Origin of the sequence: Paenibacillus tyrphae (assembly GCF_000722545.1) — a bacterium.
Taxonomy (GTDB): domain Bacteria; phylum Bacillota; class Bacilli; order Paenibacillales; family NBRC-103111; genus Paenibacillus_G; species Paenibacillus_G tyrfis.
This window is the reverse complement of sequence record NZ_JNVM01000020.1, coordinates 116,658-135,903: the sequence shown is the minus strand read 5'-3', so window position 1 is coordinate 135,903 and position 19,246 is coordinate 116,658. Positions and strand designations below refer to the sequence as shown.

Below are 19,246 nucleotides of genomic sequence, written 5' to 3'. Positions count from 1 at the left end.
CTAATCGGTCGAGGGCTTATCCTACAAGCTTTCCGAAGGAAAGCTACTTCGAAAGCATAAGCTAAGTCTTCCGAAGATCCCTTCGGAAGCGACTAAGGTTTAGATATCAGTGAAGATATATCTTTTAGGAGCGACTTTTGACGCAGTCAACGGAGCGAGAAAAGATATATCGGAACGTTTTGTTTCGATCCAGTTTTCAGGGCACAAATCCTGAGCTGCACGTCCTTTCTAAGGATGGATATTTTCTCGCAGCAATTTCGGAGCAGCAACGCTTCGAAAAATCCAAGCTTCCGTAGCGAGTTTCGCTGCGCGAAACTTTTAGGTTTGGTGATGATGGCGGAAGGGAACCACGCGTACCCATCCCGAACACGACCGTTAAGCCTTCCAGCGCCGATGGTACTTGGACCGCAGGGTCCTGGGAGAGTAGGACGTCGCCAAGCGGAATGCCCACAGGCATGGGTTTTTTCATGAATAAAACGGTGCCCGGCTCGGTAGCTCAGTCGGTAGAGCAGAGGACTGAAAATCCTCGTGTCGGCGGTTCGATTCCGTCCCGAGCCACCATGTTTTATAAGCAACACGGAGGCTTAGCGAAGTGGCCAAACGCAGCAGACTGTAAATCTGTTCTCTGACGAGTTCGGTGGTTCGAATCCATCAGCCTCCACCAGTTTTAGATTATGAGCCATTAGCTCAGTTGGTAGAGCACCTGACTTTTAATCAGGGTGTCGTAGGTTCGAGTCCTACATGGCTCACGTTATATGCGGTTGTGGTGGAATGGCAGACACGCTATCTTGAGGGGGTAGTGGGCGTATGCTCGTGGAGGTTCGAGTCCTCTCAACCGCACCAAAATCAAATATGCGGTCGTGGCGGAATTGGCAGACGCGCTAGATTCAGGTTCTAGTGGTGTAACAGCCGTGGAGGTTCGAGTCCTCTCGACCGCATCTTTACGCGGAAGTGGCTCAGGGGTAGAGCATCGCCTTGCCAAGGCGAGGGTCGCGGGTTCGAATCCCGTCTTCCGCTCCATTTATTAATAAAATTATGTGCCCTTAGCTCAGCCGGATAGAGCGTTTGACTACGAATCAAAAGGTCGGGAGTTCGAATCTCTCAGGGCACGTACTTACTGCTTAATAAAGCAAACTAAAAGAAGAGCTGTTTTTGAAGAAAGTAGAAATACTGACTTCAAAAGCAGTTCTTTTTTGTCGTAATGTTTGATAAAAGATTCCGGGGGAGACGGCTAATCGAATCTTTTGCTGTTTTTCATTAATGTATTACAAAAACTAAATATACAATACCTTTTTTATTTGGTAAAATATAGGTCACCGTAGTTTTGTGGATCACATCCATCTTTCTTATGAATTTCTATGCATCACGCACAATATGTAAGCAAGGGAGGTTTGGAGAGGATCATATTCATTTTGGCAATTATAGCAAACCGATGAATGGTTATCGACAGATGGGTCCCGGACGAAAAAGAACTTACAACTGAAGATAAGAAGAAGCCGGATGGCCCGTCTTATGATATGGCTTGAGCTTTAGCGTTCTATTACACAGATTGGGGTGCTTCTTTCCATGAGTAAAATCCAGTTATTTTGTCTGCCTTATGCCGGCGGATCGGCTACGATCTATTCCAAATGGAAAAGATTATTGAATGCGGATATTGAATTATATCCTGTGGAGTTGGCCGCCAGAGGACGGAGATTTAACGACTCTCCTTATGCTAACGTAGAGGAAGCAGTCGAAGATATTTATCGTGAGATCAGCGGGAGGCTCCATGCCCCCTTTGCCTTGTTCGGGCACAGTATGGGAAGCTTGTTGACGTATGAGCTTTGCTGCAAAATTAAGCAGCAAAAGGGCGTGGAGCCGGTGCACATCTTTGCATCCGGGCGTCGGGCACCGCATTGTCCGCATGACAGGAAGGTGATGCACCTTCTCCCTGAAGCCGAGTTTATGACAGAAGTTCACCAACTGGGAGGAACACCGCGGGAACTGTTCGAGAACCAGGAATTGGCGGAGATTTTTATGCCGCTTTTAAGAGCGGACTATAAGCTGGTTGAAACCTATGCTTACCATGAAAAAAATGTAAAGTTCGATTGTGACCTTACCGTTCTGAATGGAAAAGAAGACGACATGGTTCCCGGGCATTTGACCGCTTGGAATGACCATACCAACGGTTCCTTCAAGATTGTCGAGTATGATGGCGGGCATTTTTTCATTCATGACCATACGGAGTCTATCGTCAAGCTGATTAATGAAACATTGAGTATAGTAGCATTATCATCGGGCAGATAACATAGGCCCATATAGTAGGGGATCGTCATCCATTCTGACGGTCCCTTTTCTCTGCCTCAGACGAAGAAAAACTATCGGTAAGCCTCTCTTATTCTGGCCCCTAGCAACGCCTCTACAGGGCCGGTGAGAGGAAAATTTAGCATAGCCCTCCGATGTGTCCATCCTCCTGTTACGTCTTCACTCCTCACTTTTCTTATGAGAGAATGCTGTCAAAAGATAGGACTAGATAAAAGGAAACGATATATGATAGAATGGGTAGGCATATTGTTTAGATTTTATGAATAAACCTAAGAGGACCAAGTAGTCGCATACAGGTTGCGGCTTTTTTTATGCCCTACGAACTAGTTTGGAGCTTTGAAAGCGCCATAAAAAATCTTTGATGAGGGTGACCTTAACATTTTCAGAAGGAGTAGCGATCTATGAACTCTACCCGAGTGGACAAATCTTCATCCCCGAATCAGTTAAAAAGAGGGCTGGCGGCCCGGCACATGACTATGATTTCGCTCGGCGGTTCCATCGGTACAGGCCTGTTTCTGGCCAGCGGTGGAGCCATTCATTCAGCAGGTCCGGGCGGAGCGTTCCTTGCGTATTTGATAATCGGCATCATGGTTTATTTTCTGGTGACGAGCTTAGGCGAGATGGCTACTTACATGCCGGTATCCGGGACGTTCAGCACGTACGCGACCCGCTTCGTGGACCCGTCGTTCGGGTTCGCGCTCGGCTGGAACTATTGGTACAACTGGGCGATTACGATAGCCGCCGAGCTGTCGGCAGCGACACTGATCATTAAATTTTGGCTTCCCGACAGTCCTTCTTTTCTCTGGAGTGCGTTGTTTCTTGCCTTGATGGTGGGGCTCAATCTGCTTTCGGTAAAAAGCTATGGGGAATCGGAGTACTGGTTTGCGTTAATTAAGGTCGTCACGATCATTATATTCATCGCAATCGGCATTTTGATGATCGTCGGTATCTGGTCTAGCGAAGCCGTCGGCTTGCGAAATCTTAAGATCGGCGACGCGCCTTTCCATGGAGGGTTCTTGGCTGCACTCGGCGTATTTATGGCTGCAGGGTTCTCCTTTCAGGGAACGGAGCTGGTAGGGGTAGCCGCCGGGGAGAGTGAAGATCCGCGCCGCAACGTGCCTAAGGCGATCCGTTCGGTTTTCTGGCGCATTCTGCTGTTTTATTTGATTGCTATCGCGGTGATCGGTCTGCTTATTCCGTATACGAACGAAAATTTGGCCAGCGATAACGTGGCGATGAGCCCGTTCACGATGGTATTTGAAAAAGCCGGCCTCAGCATCGCCGCATCGGTGATGAACGCCGTCATCCTTACATCGGTACTGTCAGCAGGGAACTCCGGTATGTACGCGTCGACTCGGATGCTGTGGGTACTGGCCAAAGAAGGGAAAGCACCGCGTTTTCTCGCCAAGCTGAGCAAGAGAGGCGTTCCGGTTTATGCGCTGCTGGCGACGAGCGCTTTGGGCATGTTCGCTTTCTTGTCTTCCTCGTTCGGGGACGGTGTCGTCTATACTTGGCTGTTGAATGCATCCGGCATGTCGGGCTTTATCGCTTGGCTCGGCATAGCGATAAGCCACTACCGCTTCCGTAAAGCTTATGTCGCTCAAGGCCACGACATCAACGATCTGCCGTACAAAGCCAAATGGTTTCCGTTCGGGCCGATCTTGGCTGGGGTACTGTGCGCTATCGTTATCGTCGGTCAGTGTATGGGCGGGATTAAGGACGGTACGGTCGATTGGCCCTACCTGTTTGCTTCTTATATCGGTATTCCGCTCTTTTTGGTGATATGGCTGACGTATAAATGGAAGCATAAAACGAAGATGCTGAAGCTGGAAGAATGTGTGTTCGATGAGATGATTGAGGAACGGTCGAAATAGGAAATAATAAAGCAGCCGCACCGGCAAGGGTACGGCTGCTTTTTTGTACGTTAATTTGTAGTGAGGGCTTTGGATTCGCTGCTTATATAAACGCCTTCTTCCGAAGAAGGGGAGACCGCAATCGTCTGATTGTCAAACTGCTTCTCGCTCTTCGCAATGACGACGGTGGCAACGCTGTTGCCGATCAGGTTCGTGATGGCGCGGGCTTCGGACATGAAGCGGTCAACGCCAAGCAGAAGCGCCATGCCTTCGATCGGGATCACGTTGCCTGGGATTGCGGCAAGCGTGGCCGCCAAGGTGACGAAGCCGGAGCCGGTAACGCCTGCCGCACCTTTGGAGGTCAGCATCAGCACGCCCAGCAGCGTTATAATTTGCAGCCATGTCAGCTCAATGCCATAGGCTTGCGCGATAAATAGCGCTGCCATCGATAAGTAAATCGACGTTCCGTCCAGGTTGAACGAATATCCGGTTGGGACGACCAAACCGACGACCGACTTGGAGCAGCCGTATTTCTCAAGACGTTCCATCAAGCGCGGCAGCGCCGATTCGGAGGAGGATGTGCCGAGCACCAGCAAGATTTCTTCTTTGATGAACTTCAGCAGATTGAAGATGCTGAAGCCGTAGAACCGGGCTACTGCGCCGAGAATAACGATGACGAACAGAATCATGGTGATGTAAACGGAGCCCATCATTTTGCCAAGGGAGAACAGGGAGCCAATCCCGAATTTCCCGATCGTATAAGCCATGGCGCCGCCGGCGGCAATAGGGGAGAAGCGCATGATCATGGCTACCAATTTAAAGAAGATGTCGTTCAATTTCTCGAAAAATTGCGTAACGGGTCTCGATTTCTCGCCCAGGGAAGCCATAGCGAGACCGAACATGACGGAGAATAAGAGCACCGGCAGCATGTCGCCTTTGGCGAGTGCGCCTACGACGCTATCCGGAATGACGCTGAGCAGAAAATCCATGAAGCCGTGCGGAGTTTCCGCCGCTTGCTTCGCATATTTTGCCACGTCGGCCGCATTGGCGCCGACCTTGCTGACGTCCATGCCGGAGCCGGGGCGGACGAGATACATGACGGCAATCCCGATCGCCATCGCAAAAGTCGTGATGATCTCGAAATACAGCAGCGCTTTGCCACCGATCCGGCCGATTTTTTTCATATCTCCCATATTCGCGAAACCGATTACAATTGTGAAAAAGACGATGGGGGCGATGACCATTTTGATCAGCTTGACGAACATATCGCCGAGCACTTTGAGCTGCACCCCGAATGATGGGAAAAATTGTCCGATCAAGATCCCAAGAACGATGGCAATCAAGACCTGAACCGTAAGGTTTTTGAAGTTGATTTTCATGGAAATTCCCTCATTTCTATATTGCGTTCTCTTTTCGTGTTTTCATGTTATCGCTTTCAAAACGGCTTGTGAATCATTTGGACATATTGGTTGTTTTGGTCTTTTTGGTCTCGGAAAGCGCACAAAAAAAGCGGATCGCGTTGTACGTTAACGCGATCCGCCGTGCGGAGAGGATAATCTGTATTTATTGACGGGGCGGCCGACCCCGTATTGGAGATCGAGACGGACTTGACCGCTCTTCTCCAAATAATCGAGATAGCGTCTGGCCGTCACCCTGGCGATGCCTACGCCTTCGGCGACCTCCTCCGCTGAAAGCGCCTCCGATTGCAGGACCAAAAATTGCACAATCTGCTTGAGGGTTACGGCTTGAAGTCCTTTGGGTAATTCCGGCGGCTCTTCCTTTTGCCCTTCTGGTGAAGACGCATCATGCGTTCTTCCGAATAGCAGCCGGTCCAGCTCGGATTGGGAAGCGGGACGGCCGCTGTCGACCGCTGCCTTCATCTGCCGGTAATGCTCGAGCGCCTGCTTCACCCGCTCAAATTTAAACGGTTTCATAATGTAATCGACGGCCCCGTTCTGAAGCATTCGCTCGATGGTGCGCATATCGTTGGCTGCGCTGATCACCAGAACATCGACGGGGGTTTGATTTCGGCGGAGCTCCAGCATCGTCTCGATGCCGTCCCTCACCGGCATGAAAATATCGAGGATGACCAAATCCGGCTGGAGCTCTTTCGCCAGGCGCAAGCCCTCATCCCCGCTGGAGGCGATGCCGACGACACGAAAGTCTTCCACTCGCTCAACGAATTGACTGTTGACCTCCTGCACCATCGGATCGTCTTCGATCAGCAGAACACGGAGAGCGTCCCGCTTGAATTCGTTCAAACCGTCTGCCATATTGCTTGTCATCTCCTCGCTTTCACTGTAAATGAAGGGCATCGGACTGCACAAATTACTGCATCGGGAACGTAAGGATGAACGTCGTTCCTTCTCCCGGGGTCGATTCGATCTGAACCGAACCACCGCCTTTCTGCACGATACCAGCGATCAGGTGAAGTCCGATTCCGCGTCCACCGCCGCCTTTGGTCGTAAAGCCGTGCTTGAATATGCGGGTTTTGACGGACTCCTCCATGCCGCAGCCATTGTCCTCGACGAGGACGGACAGCACCTGGTCATCTTGTTCAAGGCTGATAAAGATGTGTTTGCTATCCATGGTTTGATGATGCAATGCGTCAAAAGCATTTTCCAGGAGGTTGCCGAGCAGAATGACGAAATCGTGATGATCGAGCCGTTCGGGAAACCGCTCCAGCCGGCTTTGCCGGTCGATGGTCACCTCGATGCCAAGCTCCCGGCCGCGGCTGATTTTGCCAAGCAGCAGACCGGTCAAGCTCTCGTTGTGGATGCGACTGTCGAGGAAACGGGTTAGCTCTTCTTTCTGCTCGGTCATTTCGAACAAATAGTCAAGCGCTTTCTCGTTGCTGCCGAGCTGAATTAAACCGCCGATCGTATGCAGCTTGTTCATGTATTCGTGGTTTTGCACGCGCAGCGCATCGACGAAGGTCCGGACGCCAGTCAGCTCTTCGGCCATCCGCGTCGCTTCCGTCCGGTCTTGGAAAATGGCGACGGCACCGACGGTTTCCCCGCCTACGGTAACTGGCACCCGGTTGCTCATGATCGGCGTGTCTTGAATGACCAGCTCTTGATTGAAGATCGGATGATTGAGCTCCAATATTTCGGGCAGCCGCGTATCGGGGAGCACCTCCCAGATCGACTTGCCGACAACGTCGCCCGATACTTTGAGCATCTGCTTTGCCTTCTCGTTGAAAATCGTGATGCGTTCGGACTTATCGATGGCAATGACGCCCTCGTGCATCGCGTTGAACGTCGCCGTACGTTCAAGCAGCAGCGCGGCAATTTCGTGCGGCTCCAGCTCGAACATCTGCCGCTTGATATGCTGGGCGAGCTTCCACGATCCCCATAGCCCGAAGAGCAGGGAGATAAGCAGCACGACGTAGGCTTGACTCGACAGGTCCAGCAGCACCTGCCCTACGGTCGGCTGGATGCGGCCGACGAGCGCGACGCCTACTTGCGCATGCTCGGCGTTCATAATCGGCACGAAGGCGCGCAGCGCCGTGCCGAGCTCGCCCTCTGCCTTGGACACGTAACTGTGCTCGGCAAAGGCGGGGCCTTCATCGGCACCGGACGAAATGGTGCCGATTTTGCTTTCCACCGGATGCGACAGCCGCAGCCGGTGCATATCCATCACCACGACGTAGGTTACGTCGTTGATGATGCGAATGCGCTCGGCGGCAAGCTGGATGCCGTCGCGCATTCCGGGGTCCGCAATGCCGGAGACGATCTCCGGCATCTGCGCTACGGTGCGAGCGGTTACAAGCAGCCGCCGCCCAAGCTCTTCCTCTTTCAGCCGGACGATGCTGCCAAGGAGAATCGTCCCTCCGATACAGAGCGAGAACAGGACGATGCCGAACGACAAAATCGCGATTTTCCAGTTGATTTTCAAGCGCTGCAGCATAATCCGTCCCGCCCCCTTTCTACGATATATTATCATACAACAGGATGCGGCGGATGCAAAACAAAACAGCCCTGTCTTCCGCAACCGGGATGGAGCGGGGACGGGCTGTCGATAAGCGGATACGTATGGAATCGGGAGAATTATCCTCCGGGCATCTTCTTTTTCTCTTCCTTCCCTTTACCTTGCTGCTGCTCCGGGGATTTGTTTTTCTTGTCGGACGATTCTTTCTTCGTCCCGGCTTTGCCTTCTTGCTGCTTTTCCTTTTTGCCGCCTGCCCACGGGTTGCCCCCCATACGAACTTTTTCTTGAAATTCGAGTTCCCGCTTCAGCATTTTTTGCTGGTCCTTTTGCAGCTTTTTAAGCTGCTTTTTTTCTTCCTTGCGGATCTTTTCCTGTTGTTCATGCTCGTTCTTTTTTATATCCTGATATATCTTCAACTGCTGTTGAAGCATCGTATTGCTCGGCTTACTTTGCTGCTGTTTTTTACTTTGTTGCTGCTCTTGTTTTTTTCCGCCGCCGCAGCCCGTCAATACGATCGGCATCAGCAGAAGGCACCAAAGCAGACCCCGTATGAATCTTGCCGGCACTCGTCTGAAACCTCCTTCGTTTGCGGGGAATCGTCCGCGTTTTTCTTTAGTTTAACCGTTTCTTCAAAATTCATGTTCGCTGTACGGTCTTCATTGAGTTAGGCGGCGACATATGTTATTGTACAACATGATCATGACACTCCGGAGGTGGACGGGCGTGAGGCCTTTGCTCGGAACGCTGCTTGTTGTATTAATCGGACTTGCCGCTGCCGTGGCGATCGGTTTTTATCCGGGATTTTCAACCACATCCGACGTGGCGGATGACGAGCAAGAAGGCTTCGATCAGGCACTGGTCATTAAATTCAGCCATGTCGTTGCCGAAAATACGCCCAAAGGTCTGGCGGCCCAAAGGTTTGCCCGCCTGATGTCGGAAAAGACGGACCGCCGCGTGAAGGTCGAAGTGTTTCCGAACGCCGTTCTCTATAACGAGACCGACGAAATGGACGCGCTTATGCGCGGTAACGTACAGATGATCGCCCCTTCGTTTGCCAATCTGTCCGAGCATGTTCCGGCATGGCTGACGTTTGACCTGCCGTATGCGTTCTTGAGCGATGAAGCGGTACAGGAGGCGTTTGACGGCGAGCTCGGGAAGCTGCTGTTCGATAAGCTGGCAAGCAAAAATTTGGTCGGCTTGTCCTATTGGGGCAACGGCTTCAAGCAAATGACTTCCAATCGGGGGCCGCTGATCCATCCTTCGGACTTCAAAGAACAGCACTTTCGCATTTTGCCCAGCAAAGTGATCGAAGCGCAATTTCGACAGTTTGATGCAAAAACGACCCCGATTCCGTTCAACGAAGTTTACCGCGGTCTGGAGTCGGGCGTCGTGGACGGCGAAGAGAATACGATCTCCAACATCCGCACGAAAAAGTTCTATCAGGTGCAAAAATATATGACCATCAGCAACCACGGATATCTCGGGTATACGGTGCTGATGAACAAATCGTTCTGGGACAAGCTACCGGGGGATGTCAAGAAGCCCTTGGTAGAAGCGTTGGAAGAAACGGCGCACTGGGCCAATGAGAATGCGATCGAAATGAACCGCCGCCAGCTTGAAGAGCTGCGCCATCAGGGAGGGCTGGAAATTCATGTTCAAACGCCGGAGGAACGCCGCGAGTGGATGCAGCGATGGGAGCCGATCTATCAGGAATTCGAGGCCACGATTGGAAAAGACGTCATGAGCCGTATTCGCCGGCTGCGGGAAAAGTACGGCAGTTGAAGAACGGCGTAGAATATCCTACGCCGTACCTTCAAGCACGTAAACCTTCACATTTTTCTTCACGCCGAAGTCGCGGGCCTGCTGTACGTCGTCCATGAACAAGTCGATTCGCGTGCCGCGGATGGCCGATCCGATATCTTCGGCTTTGCGGACGCCGATACCGTCGATGAAAACGGTCGAGCCCATCGGGATAACCGAAGGATCGACGGCAACCGTGCGTCCTTCCTCGGCTTTGCTGCCGCTGTAGGTGATGCCGTAGTCCGGATGGGACGGTTTCTTCCCGGTCGATTCGACTCCCGCGGTATAAGCGGTTAGCGTGGAAGTCAGCACCTGCCGGATGATACTCGCTTGTCCCCCAGGCAGCTCAAGCCCGGCTTGTTCCGACGGAATCTGCAGCTGCTGTCCTGCCTGGAGCGATCCCGGATCGTCGATTCCGTTAACGGCTAGCAGTGTCTGAAGGGGGATTCCGAACGATCTGGAGATTCGATATAGCGTATCGCCCGAGCGCACTTTGTAGGAGACAGGGGAAGACTGTGTCTTCAAGACAGGGCTTCCCGTCTGTGCTTCTGCCTCTGTGTCTCTCTGCAGGATCGCGTCCCATTCCTGGGATGACATGGCCGTTTCGGCCAGATCCGCCGATGTATGGTAGGCATAGGCGGACCGCTCGGCCGCCGCTCCCAAGGTGACGATGAGAATAAGGCAAATCGTAAGCCGAGAAATACTACGACTATTTAACATTCCTTACTGCTCCTCCTTTAAAAAAGCTAGAGTGATAGTACTAGATTTGCCCGCTATCCCCGAATTTAAACCGCCAGGCAAAAATTCATTTCTCCAAATCTATTGATTGAACGGCAATCTTCCAGTATAGTACGAACTATATGTCAGATATTGTGACGCATTGCAGGAATACGCGACCGGCAGAGGGTCCGCACAAGGGGGCATCGGAATGAGCAGACTTGCAGGAAAACGAATTGCGCTTACGGGACCGAGGAAAGCGGCGGAGCTCAGCGTCATCGTGGAAAAGCTGGACGGGGTGCCGATCTTGCGGCCGGCCCAAGGAACCGTTGCCGTCGAGCAGGAGCAAGTGGAGGCGGAAATCGTCCGGCTGATCGAGACGGGGATCGATTGGGTGATTCTTACGACAGGGATCGGCACGGAGCTATTGGTGCAAGCGGCCGAAGGCATGGGCCAAAAGGAAGCGTTCGTCAAAACGCTGAGCCAAGCCCGAATCGCGGCAAGAGGCTACAAAACGATCAATTACTTGAAAACGTTGGGGCTAACCCCTGCCGTGCGGGACGAGGACGGAACGACGGCCAGCCTGATCGCGGCGATGACGCCTTTTGAGCTTCAAGGACAAAGGGTGGCGCTGCAGCTGTACGGCGATACCGCGCCAAGGCTTGTCCAATGGCTGGCCGAGCGGCAGGCGTCGTACCGTGAAATTTTGCCGTATCGGCACGTTCCGCCCGCCATGGAGGTGGTGGACACGCTGCTGAATGATATCGTGAGCGGCGCTATCGATGCCGTGACGTTCACCAGCACCCCGCAGGTCCGGTTTTTGATGGCCTATGCGCGGGAGCAGGGGATGGCGGACCGGGTGAAGGAAGCTTTTGCGAGCGGCGTCGTCGCCGTGGCTGTAGGTAAAGTGACCGCTGAAGCGCTTCGCGAAGAAGGCATCGCACGGGTTGTCGCACCGGAGCAGGAGCGGATGGGCAGCATGATCGTCAGCCTGGCGCAGTATTATGAGCAGGAATTCGGGGCGTAGAGCGTCGGCCTGTTCCGAAATTTGGTCAGTGATTTAAGGTATGGTATACTTTCCGTGTTAGGAAGGTATGCCCTATTTTTTACATATGGAGGCATTATGGAAGCGACTCCGGTAGTACAATTGCAGCAGGTAACCAAGCGAATCGGCTCCAAAACAATTGTGGACGGGCTGTCCTTCGCGGTGAAGCCCGGCGAAGTGTTCGGTTTTCTCGGACCGAACGGCGCGGGCAAGACGACAACGATCCGGATGATGGTCGGTTTAATGGCCATCACGGACGGAGAAGTACTGATTCAGGGACACAGCGTGAAAACAAGGTTCGAGCAAGCGATGCTTCATGTCGGCGCGATTGTAGAAAATCCCGAATTTTACGGGTTTATGACCGGGTATCAGAACCTGGTTCATTTTGCCCGGATGATGCCGAATGTCTCAAAGGAACGGATCGACGAAGTGGTCCGGCTGGTAAAGCTTGAGAACCGTATTATGGACAAGGTTAAAACGTATTCGCTCGGTATGCGGCAGCGTCTCGGCGTAGCCCAGGCGATCCTGCATCGCCCGTCGGTGCTCGTGCTCGACGAGCCGACCAACGGTCTGGACCCCGAGGGAATCCGCGAGCTGCGCGATTATTTGCGCCGCTTGGCTGCGGAGGAAGGGCTGGCGGTCATCGTTTCGAGCCACTTGCTGTCGGAGATGGAATTGATGTGCGACCGGGTGGCCATTATTCAGAACGGACGGCTGCTCGATGTCCGGTCGTTCAAGGAGGCGCCTTCGGAGAAGGAGGCCGTTGAGGTCCGGTTTGAAGTCGATCGCCCCGATGCGGCCCTGGAACTGCTTGGCGAGGCGGAACGTGCGAAGGCGGAAGGTTCCGAGCTCGTCGTATGGCTGCCGAATCGGCGGGAAGCGACCGCCGAGCTTAACGCCCGTTTCGTTGCGGCGGGAATCCGGGTTTACGGCATCCGGACGCTGACCAAAACGCTCGAGGAGCAGTTCCTCGAAGTGACGGGAGGGAACCGGATTGTCTAGCGTATTTCGCCTTATACAGAACGAACAGATGAAAATTTTTACCCGCCTGCGGACGTGGATCATGCTCGCTTTTGTCGTTCTGGCGGTCATTGCGATGGGCGCAATGATGAAATATGTCCTCGAATCGGGGATGAACCACGTTCTTCAGTTCATGAGCTTCTCGGCAAGTCTCGCCCCGCTCGTCACGATTTTTTCCGTCATTGTGGCGGGCGACAGCGTAGCTTCCGAATTTACATGGGGCACGGTGAAGCTACTGCTGATCCGTCCGGCCTCCCGCGGCAAAATTTTATTGGCCAAGTACGTATCGGTGCTGCTGTTCATTGTCGAGCTGCTGCTGCTTATGCTGATCATCTCTTACTTTACGGGGCTTGTGCTATTCGGCGTCAGCGGCTCGGTTGCGCCCGATGGGACGATGCCGGCCATCCTTCAAGGATATGGAATCAAAGCCATAGAGATCGTGATGACGGCGACGCTGGCTTTTATGATTTCGACCGTTTTCCGGAGCAGCTCGCTGGCGATCGGACTCTCCATCTTCCTGATGTTTGTGTCCGGAACGCTCGTAACTATTTTGGTGCAGCTCAGATATACCTGGGTCAAATATTTATTGTTCGCCAATACGGATTTGACTCCGTATTTGCATGGGGGCAAGCCTATAATCCCCGGGATGACGCTCGGCTTCTCTCTGGCTATTCTGGCCGCTTATTGGATTGTGTTCTATGCCGTCTCCTGGCTGCTATTCACGAAGAGGGACGTCGCAGGCAGTTAACAGCGATAAAGAGACGTCATTCAACCGACATACCACTGCAAACGCGACAGCCGTCTTTGTTCTTGCGAATCAAGCGTGCGGTCGCGTTTTTGGCTTGTCTGCAAAACGGAGGAGGGGAAGCATGGCCGGATCGGTATGGCTTGTATTTGCGCTGACCTTGATCATTCACGGCGTGGAAACGCTATCTTATGCGGTAAGGCTGGCCGGCATCCGAACGGGAAAGCTGGCGGTCGCCTTGTCGCTTACCGGTATCATCGTTCTGATCTCCAGAACATCGAACATGCTCCAAGGTACGTTATTCGGCAATCTGATCGATAAAGCGAAGAATGACCCGGACGTTGCGCTCGGGTTTCAATTTCATCTGATCTTGATCGGGGCTTCCGTCGGGACGCTGGCGGCGCTTCTTGTTTTTCCGACGATGGTGTTCGTGTCCGCGCGGCTGATCGCCCGGCTTGAAGTTGTCGGGTCGCTGCCGCTCCTGATTCGGGAGTCCGTGACGATCGAGAAGCTGAAATCGGTCAAGCGCGTATTTCGTCTGCCCCGTATGGAGATGCTCAGCCGGCTGCGGATCGGCGGGATTCCGAAGCGGCTTTTGCTGATGAACACCTTGGTCACGGGCATCTACACGGTCGGTGTATTATCCGCGCTTTACGCGTCTTATCTCGTTCCCGAGCATGGGACAAGCGCCGCGCAATCGTCAGGGCTGATCAACGGGATTGCCACCATCTTGTTAACCATCTTCATCGATCCGCGAGTGGCGCTGCTATCCGATAAGGCGATGTCCGGCAAGGTGAAGCAGGCGGAGCTCCATAAAATGTTCGGCATCCTTATGCTGTCGCGGCTGGCCGGCACCTTGCTCGCGCAGCTTTTGCTCCTGCCGGGAGCGAAGGTGATTGCGTTCGTTTGCGGGTTGTTATTTTAAAATCGCGGCGACTTCTATTCTTTGACAGTCCTAGGAATCAAGTCCTGCCGACTGGAAGTATTAAGCTTTCATTAATATAGTGATTTAAGGCACATCGGAAGAGGAAAAACGCGATTCATGTCGAATTAAAATCTGTCAGTTTAAATTAGTTAAAGGGGACTATCATTAGACTATGATTGAATTCCAGAATGTGTCCAAGGTATATCCAAACGGAACCGTAGGTCTCAAAAATATTAATTTGACCATGGACAAAGGCGAATTTATTGTAATCGTCGGGCTCTCGGGAGCGGGAAAATCGACGCTGCTGCGCTCGATCAACCGACTGCATGAAATTACCGACGGCCAAATTCTCATCGACGGGCGCTCTATTACGGCGGCAAAAGGAGCCCAGCTTCGAAATCTGCGCCGCGATATCGGCATGATTTTTCAAAATTTCAACTTGGTCAAACGTTCCTCCGTTCTTCGCAACGTACTCTCCGGTCGTGTCGGCTATCATTCGACGCTGCGGACGCTGCTCGGGTTGTTCCCGAAGCAAGACGTGGAGCTCTCGCTTCAAGCGCTTGAGCGCGTAAATATTCGGGAAAAGGCGTATGCCCGTGCGGACGAATTGTCCGGCGGACAGCAGCAGCGCGTCTCGATCGCCAGAGCACTTGCACAAGAAGCGAAAATCATTTTGGCGGACGAGCCAGTCGCCTCGCTGGACCCGTTGACGACGCGTCAGGTCATGGACGACCTGAAACGGATCAATCAGGAGCTCGGCATCACGACCGTCGTTAACCTTCACTTTATCGACTTGGCGCGGGAATACGCGACCCGCATTATCGGCCTGCGTGCAGGGGAGGTCGTGTTCGACGGTCCCGTATCGGAAGCGACGGACGAGGCCTTCTCGGGCATTTACGGGCGCGCGATCAAGAAGGACGAGCTTCTGGGGGTGGAGGCGGAATGACCGGGCCCGAACGCCGCGACATCCTGAAAAAGCCGTCCAATGCGAAGTCGTATATGACGACGCTAATCCTGATTTTTCTATTATGGTGGAGCGCTGATAATACCGACTCCAGCATTACCAAGCTGATCGAAGGCTTTCCGGAGATGGGCAAGCTGCTCGTCGAGATGGTTCCTCCCGATTGGAGTTATATCGATGTCGTCTGGAAGCCGATGATGGAAACGATACAAATGGCGGTGATCGGCACGACGCTCGGCGGGCTGGTCGCGATTCCGATCGCTTTGCTTGCGGCCGGCAACGTAACCCGAAGCCCGTGGATTTATCATCCGGCGCGCATTATTCTCAACCTGATCCGGACGATTCCGGAGCTGCTTTTTGCCGGATTGTTCGTTGCGATCTTCGGCATCGGGGCAATGCCCGGGGTGCTGGCGCTCGCCTTTTTCTCCTTCGGCTTGATCGCTAAACTGACCTACGAATCGATCGAAGCGATCGATCCGGGTCCGCTGGAAGCGATGACGGCCGTCGGGGCTAATAAGATGCAATGGATTCATTTTGGCGTCGTGCCGCAGGTGGCGGCGCAATATATCGCGTATTTTTTGTACACGTTTGAAGTCAATGTCCGAGCTGCCGCCGTGTTAGGCTTGGTCGGCGCGGGCGGGATCGGGTTAACGCTCGACCGGACACTGCAGCAGTTCCGTTATGACCGTTCGGCCCTTATCATCATATTGACGCTGGCGATCGTGCTGCTGATCGATTTCGTGAGCACGAAGATAAGGGAGAGGCTGTTATGAATCAGACGACGATTAAAAAACCGTTTCGCATCCGCTTCTGGCTCGTGGCCATCATTTTATTGGCCATTTATCTCTGGTCTTTCCTCGGCATTAAGTTCGAAGGCTTGACGGAAAACGCCGGCCGGGATTTCGCCACCATTCTCCGTGGCTTGTTCCATCCCGATTGGGGCTTTGTCTACATGCCCGAAGGCGAGGACCTGATACGGGGACTGCTCGATACGCTTGCGATTTCCATTATTGGTACGTTTATATCGGCGTTTCTGTGCGTGCCGTTTGCCTTCTGGGCGGCAAATAACATGAGCCGATTCCGTTGGGTATCCGGCAGCGGCAAATTTATGCTGAGCTTTATCCGGACGTTCCCGGAAATCGTCATGGCGATCATCTTCATCAAAGCGGTAGGCCCGGGCGCTTATGCCGGGGTGCTGGCGCTCGGCTTACACTCGATCGGGATGCTCGGCAAGCTGTATTCGGAGGCGATCGAAAATCTCGATCTCGGGCCGACCGAGGCGTTGACCGCCTGCGGCGCCAACCGCCTGCAGGTGCTGTGGTTCGCCGTCATTCCGCAGGTGCTGCCGCACTTCTTCTCGTTTGCGCTGTACCGCTTCGAGATTAACATCCGTTCGGCTTCCATCCTCGGCTTGATCGGGGCGGGAGGGATCGGGGCGCCGCTCATTCTGGCGCTGGAAGGCCGCGCATGGAACCGCGTCGGCGTTATTTTGCTCGGGATCATCGTCATGGTCACCATTATCGATATTATTTCTTCTGCCATTCGCAAACGTCTGGTGTAAGTATAGCCCACAAAGCCCGCTTTTCGGATCATTTATGCCGAAAAGCGGGCTTCTTTGTGCGGAAAAGGCCTGCTTCTTCTTATTCGCGCCTAAACCTGACCGGTAATCAGCTCGACAAACGCCGCGGCTTGTCCGGATAGCGGCTCGCCTTCGCGCCAATAGACGGCAATCGGGTTTTTCACCTCGGGATGCTTCACCCGTACCCGCACGACCTCGCGGCGGTCTACGAACTCCCGCACCTCGGCGGAGGAGGCGAAGAGCACGCCGTAGCCCGCGGCGACCGCCCGCACGGCTTCGTTCATCCCGCCCAGCTCGACGCCGATATCGGGCGGGGCAAGGCTCGACATCCGGCATAGGGCAAGCAGCATTTCGCGAGTTGAGCTGCCTTCCTCGCGCATGATGAACGTTTCTTTCAATAGATCGGCGAGCCCGACTTCCTTGCCTGCACATGGATGATCTGGAGGGACGACGAACCACATCGGGTCCTCGAACAGTACGGTGCGTGTCAGCCAGGAGGAAGCGGCGGCGGCGCCGCCGATGACGGCGATATCGGCTTCGTACCGTTCCAGCCGATCAAGCGACTGCTGGGCGTTTCCGGTATATTGGGTCAACCGCACCTCGGCAAACTTCCGCTTGTAGGCGGCAATCCAGCTAGGGAGCAAAAAATTCGCAGGCAGGTACGTCGCGGCGATCCGCAGCGTGCCGGACCGTCCTGCCCGGTAGTCGTCGACGAGCGTTTCCAGCTCCTGCTCCAAAGCGAATAACCGCTCGGCATGGCCGGCGAGGAACGTTCCCGCTTCCGTCAGCCAGATGCCCCTTCCTTTCGGGGCCAACAAGACGAGGCCGAGCTCCTTCTCCAAGTTGCGAATTTGCATCGTGACCGCAGGCTGGCTGATACGCAGCATCTCGGAGGCGCGGGTGACGCTTCGGCTCCGGGCGACGACATGAAATATTTTTAACGCGTGGAGGTTCATCGGTTTCGCTCCATTCATAAAATTAATTTATGATTTCTTGAAATAAATATATTATACTTATATGTTTTTTCGTTTTATTCTAAAGTCGAACGAAGCAAATGGCAATAGTATAAAGGAGCGAGCGGGATGAAATTGAGCTGTACGGAGTGCGGACTAGAACGGGGCCTCACCGATCCGGTATGGCGCTGCGAATGCGGCGGGCTGCTTCAGATCGAGCAGAGCCTCGGAACGTTGGATGGCGAGAAGCTGCGGCGCGTCTTCGACGAACGTCTGGCGCAGCGCAATACGCCTTATGCAAGCGGGGTATGGCGCTATAAGGAGCTGATTCATCCGGAGCTTCCGGCAGAGCGGATCGTAACCAAGTACGAGGGCAACACGGGGCTGTACGGCTCCGAACCGGTCCGCCGTTTTACCGGAGTCCGGGACTTGCGGCTTAAGGCGCAGAGCGAGAATCCGAGCGGCTCCTTCAAAGATAACGGGATGACGGTCGCCGTGTCGCAGGGCGCCTGGCTCGGGTACGAGCGGTTTGCCTGCTCGTCGACGGGAAATACGTCTTCGTCGCTTGCCATGTATGCGGCGCTTTCCGACAAAGCCTCGTACGTCTTTGTCCCGGAGGAAGGCGTCGCAGGCGGGAAAGTGCTGCAAACGGCGGCTTATGGAGCGCGAATGATCCGGTTCCAGGGCACCTACGACGACGGGATTCGCTTCTTGGAACGGCATGCGGCTGAGCTGGAGCTGTACGTATGTAATTCGATTAATCCGTTTCGGATCGAGGGGCAAAAAAGCATCGTCTACGAAATCGCGCAGGCTCTAAACTGGACGCTGCCGGATTGGATCGTGCTGCCCGGCGGGGCGCTGAGCAATGTATCCGCACTCGGCAAAGGGCTGCAGGGCATGCTGGCAGTAGGACTCATTTCGCGTATGCCTCGGGTGGCGGTCGTGCAGGCGGAAGGCGCGAGTCCGTTCCACCGGATGATCGAGCACAGCCTGAAGGAGCTTATACCGGAGCCCCGGCCGTCTACGCTGGCCAGCGCCCTTAATATCGGCAACCCGCCAAGCTGGAAAAAAGCTGCCGACGTGCTGCAAGCGACCCGCGGCGTAACGGTTTCCGTGACGGATGAGGAGATCCTGGAGGCGAAAGCGGTGATCGACCGGGCGGGCATCGGCTGCGAACCGGCTTCTGCGGCGTCGGCGGCAGGGCTTCGCAAGCTAGTCGCGCAGGGCATCGTAGATAAGGACGAGACGGCGGTGTGCATTTTAACCGGGCATATGTTAAAGGACGCCGACGCTTTGCAGCGGTATGTGACGGGGGAAGCTGCCGATGCAGGAATGCCCGTATCTACGGGATTGGAGCTGGGGCAAGTGAAAGCACGGCTGTAACGCAAAAAAGGAGCGCCGCTGCAGAAAGCAG

Annotated in this window: 17 protein-coding genes, 7 tRNA genes and 1 rRNA gene; 19 read left to right on the top strand and 6 right to left on the bottom strand. The window is 54.0% G+C overall.

The genetic code is table 11. The features are described from left to right. The first annotated feature begins 323 nt into the window (after positions 1-323). From rrf to ET33_RS23925, 10 genes are all read left to right on the top strand, one after another. Positions 324-440 (top strand): 5S ribosomal RNA (gene rrf / locus ET33_RS23970). A gap of 45 nt (positions 441-485) precedes the next feature. Continuing rightward, positions 486-561, top strand: a tRNA-Phe gene (locus ET33_RS23965). Positions 562-578: 17 nt separating this feature from the next. Continuing rightward, positions 579-664: transfer RNA gene (locus ET33_RS23960), tRNA-Tyr, on the top strand. Positions 665-676: 12 nt separating this feature from the next. Then, positions 677-749, top strand: a tRNA-Lys gene (locus tag ET33_RS23955). Positions 750-757: 8 nt separating this feature from the next. Then, positions 758-843: transfer RNA gene (locus ET33_RS23950), tRNA-Leu, on the top strand. 11 nt (positions 844-854) lie between these two features. Continuing rightward, positions 855-938: transfer RNA gene (locus tag ET33_RS23945), tRNA-Leu, on the top strand. Between the two features lie 7 nt (positions 939-945). Continuing rightward, positions 946-1,020 (top strand) — tRNA-Gly (locus tag ET33_RS23940). 17 nt (positions 1,021-1,037) lie between these two features. After that, a tRNA-Arg gene (locus ET33_RS23935) sits at positions 1,038-1,111 on the top strand. Positions 1,112-1,566: 455 nt separating this feature from the next. Then, positions 1,567-2,286 (top strand): thioesterase II family protein, encoded by a 720-nt coding sequence (locus ET33_RS23930; RefSeq protein ID WP_036687788.1) that lies wholly within the window; start codon positions 1,567-1,569, stop codon positions 2,284-2,286. 419 nt (positions 2,287-2,705) lie between these two features. Then, positions 2,706-4,178 carry an amino acid permease gene (locus tag ET33_RS23925; RefSeq protein ID WP_036687785.1) on the top strand — a complete coding sequence of 491 codons (1,473 nt, stop codon included), beginning with the start codon at positions 2,706-2,708 and terminating at the stop codon, positions 4,176-4,178. A gap of 50 nt (positions 4,179-4,228) precedes the next feature. Here ET33_RS23925 and ET33_RS23920 read toward each other — a convergent pair whose 3' ends face one another. The 4 genes from ET33_RS23920 to ET33_RS23905 all read right to left on the bottom strand — a co-directional run bounded on the left by ET33_RS23920 (position 4,229) and on the right by ET33_RS23905 (position 8,653). After that, entirely contained in the window at positions 4,229-5,536 is a 1,308-nt protein-coding gene (locus ET33_RS23920) for a dicarboxylate/amino acid:cation symporter (protein ID WP_036687783.1), read from the bottom strand. A gap of 147 nt (positions 5,537-5,683) precedes the next feature. Then, positions 5,684-6,430 (bottom strand): response regulator, encoded by a 747-nt coding sequence (locus ET33_RS23915; protein WP_051775562.1) that lies wholly within the window; start codon positions 6,428-6,430, stop codon positions 5,684-5,686. Between the two features lie 55 nt (positions 6,431-6,485). Continuing rightward, entirely contained in the window at positions 6,486-8,066 is a 1,581-nt protein-coding gene (locus tag ET33_RS23910; protein WP_036687781.1) for an ATP-binding protein, read from the bottom strand. A 140-nt stretch (positions 8,067-8,206) separates the two neighbouring features. Beyond that, positions 8,207-8,653, bottom strand: coding sequence for a hypothetical protein (locus ET33_RS23905; RefSeq protein WP_051775561.1), 447 nt, complete (start codon positions 8,651-8,653; stop codon positions 8,207-8,209). Between the two features lie 157 nt (positions 8,654-8,810). Between ET33_RS23905 and ET33_RS23900 the strand changes: the two genes are divergently transcribed. Next, positions 8,811-9,869 carry a TRAP transporter substrate-binding protein gene (locus tag ET33_RS23900; RefSeq protein WP_036687830.1) on the top strand — a complete coding sequence of 353 codons (1,059 nt, stop codon included), beginning with the start codon at positions 8,811-8,813 and terminating at the stop codon, positions 9,867-9,869. An 18-nt stretch (positions 9,870-9,887) separates the two neighbouring features. Here ET33_RS23900 and ET33_RS23895 read toward each other — a convergent pair whose 3' ends face one another. Further along, positions 9,888-10,607 carry a 3D domain-containing protein gene (locus ET33_RS23895; protein ID WP_036687778.1) on the bottom strand — a complete coding sequence of 240 codons (720 nt, stop codon included), beginning with the start codon at positions 10,605-10,607 and terminating at the stop codon, positions 9,888-9,890. Positions 10,608-10,815: 208 nt separating this feature from the next. Between ET33_RS23895 and ET33_RS23890 the strand changes: the two genes are divergently transcribed. The 7 genes from ET33_RS23890 to phnE (ET33_RS23860) all read left to right on the top strand — a co-directional run bounded on the left by ET33_RS23890 (position 10,816) and on the right by phnE (ET33_RS23860) (position 16,861). Continuing rightward, positions 10,816-11,631: a uroporphyrinogen-III synthase gene (locus ET33_RS23890; RefSeq protein WP_036687776.1), complete on the top strand. Its 816-nt coding sequence runs from the start codon at positions 10,816-10,818 to the stop codon at positions 11,629-11,631. A gap of 96 nt (positions 11,632-11,727) precedes the next feature. Further along, positions 11,728-12,651, top strand: coding sequence for an ABC transporter ATP-binding protein (locus ET33_RS23885; protein ID WP_036687774.1), 924 nt, complete (start codon positions 11,728-11,730; stop codon positions 12,649-12,651). Next, complete coding sequence (locus ET33_RS23880) at positions 12,644-13,417, top strand: ABC transporter permease (protein ID WP_036687771.1); 774 nt, start codon at positions 12,644-12,646, stop codon at positions 13,415-13,417. The genes ET33_RS23885 and ET33_RS23880 overlap by 8 nt, the downstream gene beginning before the upstream one ends. A 121-nt stretch (positions 13,418-13,538) precedes the next feature. Continuing rightward, positions 13,539-14,339 carry a lipid II flippase Amj family protein gene (locus ET33_RS23875; RefSeq protein ID WP_036687769.1) on the top strand — a complete coding sequence of 267 codons (801 nt, stop codon included), beginning with the start codon at positions 13,539-13,541 and terminating at the stop codon, positions 14,337-14,339. Between the two features lie 172 nt (positions 14,340-14,511). Beyond that, positions 14,512-15,285 carry a phosphonate ABC transporter ATP-binding protein gene (phnC, locus tag ET33_RS23870; RefSeq protein WP_036687767.1) on the top strand — a complete coding sequence of 258 codons (774 nt, stop codon included), beginning with the start codon at positions 14,512-14,514 and terminating at the stop codon, positions 15,283-15,285. Continuing rightward, positions 15,282-16,073 carry a phosphonate ABC transporter, permease protein PhnE gene (gene phnE, locus ET33_RS23865; protein WP_036687764.1) on the top strand — a complete coding sequence of 264 codons (792 nt, stop codon included), beginning with the start codon at positions 15,282-15,284 and terminating at the stop codon, positions 16,071-16,073. Before phnC ends, phnE (ET33_RS23865) begins: the two co-directional genes overlap by 4 nt. Beyond that, complete coding sequence (gene phnE / locus ET33_RS23860) at positions 16,070-16,861, top strand: phosphonate ABC transporter, permease protein PhnE (protein ID WP_036687762.1); 792 nt, start codon at positions 16,070-16,072, stop codon at positions 16,859-16,861. The genes phnE (ET33_RS23865) and phnE (ET33_RS23860) overlap by 4 nt, the downstream gene beginning before the upstream one ends. An 89-nt stretch (positions 16,862-16,950) precedes the next feature. Here the strand turns inward: phnE (ET33_RS23860) and ET33_RS23855 are convergent, their stop codons facing one another. Continuing rightward, the gene (locus ET33_RS23855) at positions 16,951-17,835 is read right to left on the bottom strand and encodes a LysR family transcriptional regulator (protein ID WP_036687760.1); all 885 of its coding nucleotides are present in this window, start codon (positions 17,833-17,835) and stop codon (positions 16,951-16,953) included. A 126-nt stretch (positions 17,836-17,961) separates the two neighbouring features. Between ET33_RS23855 and thrC the strand changes: the two genes are divergently transcribed. Next, positions 17,962-19,215, top strand: a complete 1,254-nt coding sequence (thrC, locus tag ET33_RS23850) for a threonine synthase (protein ID WP_036687758.1) — start codon at positions 17,962-17,964, stop codon at positions 19,213-19,215. The last annotated feature ends 31 nt before the right edge of the window (positions 19,216-19,246 follow it).

Coding starts and splice junctions, on each gene's coding strand:
- ET33_RS23930 (WP_036687788.1), top strand. CDS start 1,567: ATGAGTAAAATCCAGTTATTTTGTCTGCCTTATGCCGGCGGATCGGCT.
- ET33_RS23925 (WP_036687785.1), top strand. CDS start 2,706: ATGAACTCTACCCGAGTGGACAAATCTTCATCCCCGAATCAGTTAAAA.
- ET33_RS23920 (WP_036687783.1), bottom strand. CDS start 5,536: ATGAAAATCAACTTCAAAAACCTTACGGTTCAGGTCTTGATTGCCATC.
- ET33_RS23915 (WP_051775562.1), bottom strand. CDS start 6,430: ATGGCAGACGGTTTGAACGAATTCAAGCGGGACGCTCTCCGTGTTCTG.
- ET33_RS23910 (WP_036687781.1), bottom strand. CDS start 8,066: ATGCTGCAGCGCTTGAAAATCAACTGGAAAATCGCGATTTTGTCGTTC.
- ET33_RS23895 (WP_036687778.1), bottom strand. CDS start 10,607: ATGTTAAATAGTCGTAGTATTTCTCGGCTTACGATTTGCCTTATTCTC.
- ET33_RS23890 (WP_036687776.1), top strand. CDS start 10,816: ATGAGCAGACTTGCAGGAAAACGAATTGCGCTTACGGGACCGAGGAAA.
- ET33_RS23885 (WP_036687774.1), top strand. CDS start 11,728: ATGGAAGCGACTCCGGTAGTACAATTGCAGCAGGTAACCAAGCGAATC.
- ET33_RS23875 (WP_036687769.1), top strand. CDS start 13,539: ATGGCCGGATCGGTATGGCTTGTATTTGCGCTGACCTTGATCATTCAC.
- phnC (WP_036687767.1), top strand. CDS start 14,512: ATGATTGAATTCCAGAATGTGTCCAAGGTATATCCAAACGGAACCGTA.
- phnE (WP_036687764.1), top strand. CDS start 15,282: ATGACCGGGCCCGAACGCCGCGACATCCTGAAAAAGCCGTCCAATGCG.
- phnE (WP_036687762.1), top strand. CDS start 16,070: ATGAATCAGACGACGATTAAAAAACCGTTTCGCATCCGCTTCTGGCTC.
- ET33_RS23855 (WP_036687760.1), bottom strand. CDS start 17,835: ATGAACCTCCACGCGTTAAAAATATTTCATGTCGTCGCCCGGAGCCGA.
- thrC (WP_036687758.1), top strand. CDS start 17,962: ATGAAATTGAGCTGTACGGAGTGCGGACTAGAACGGGGCCTCACCGAT.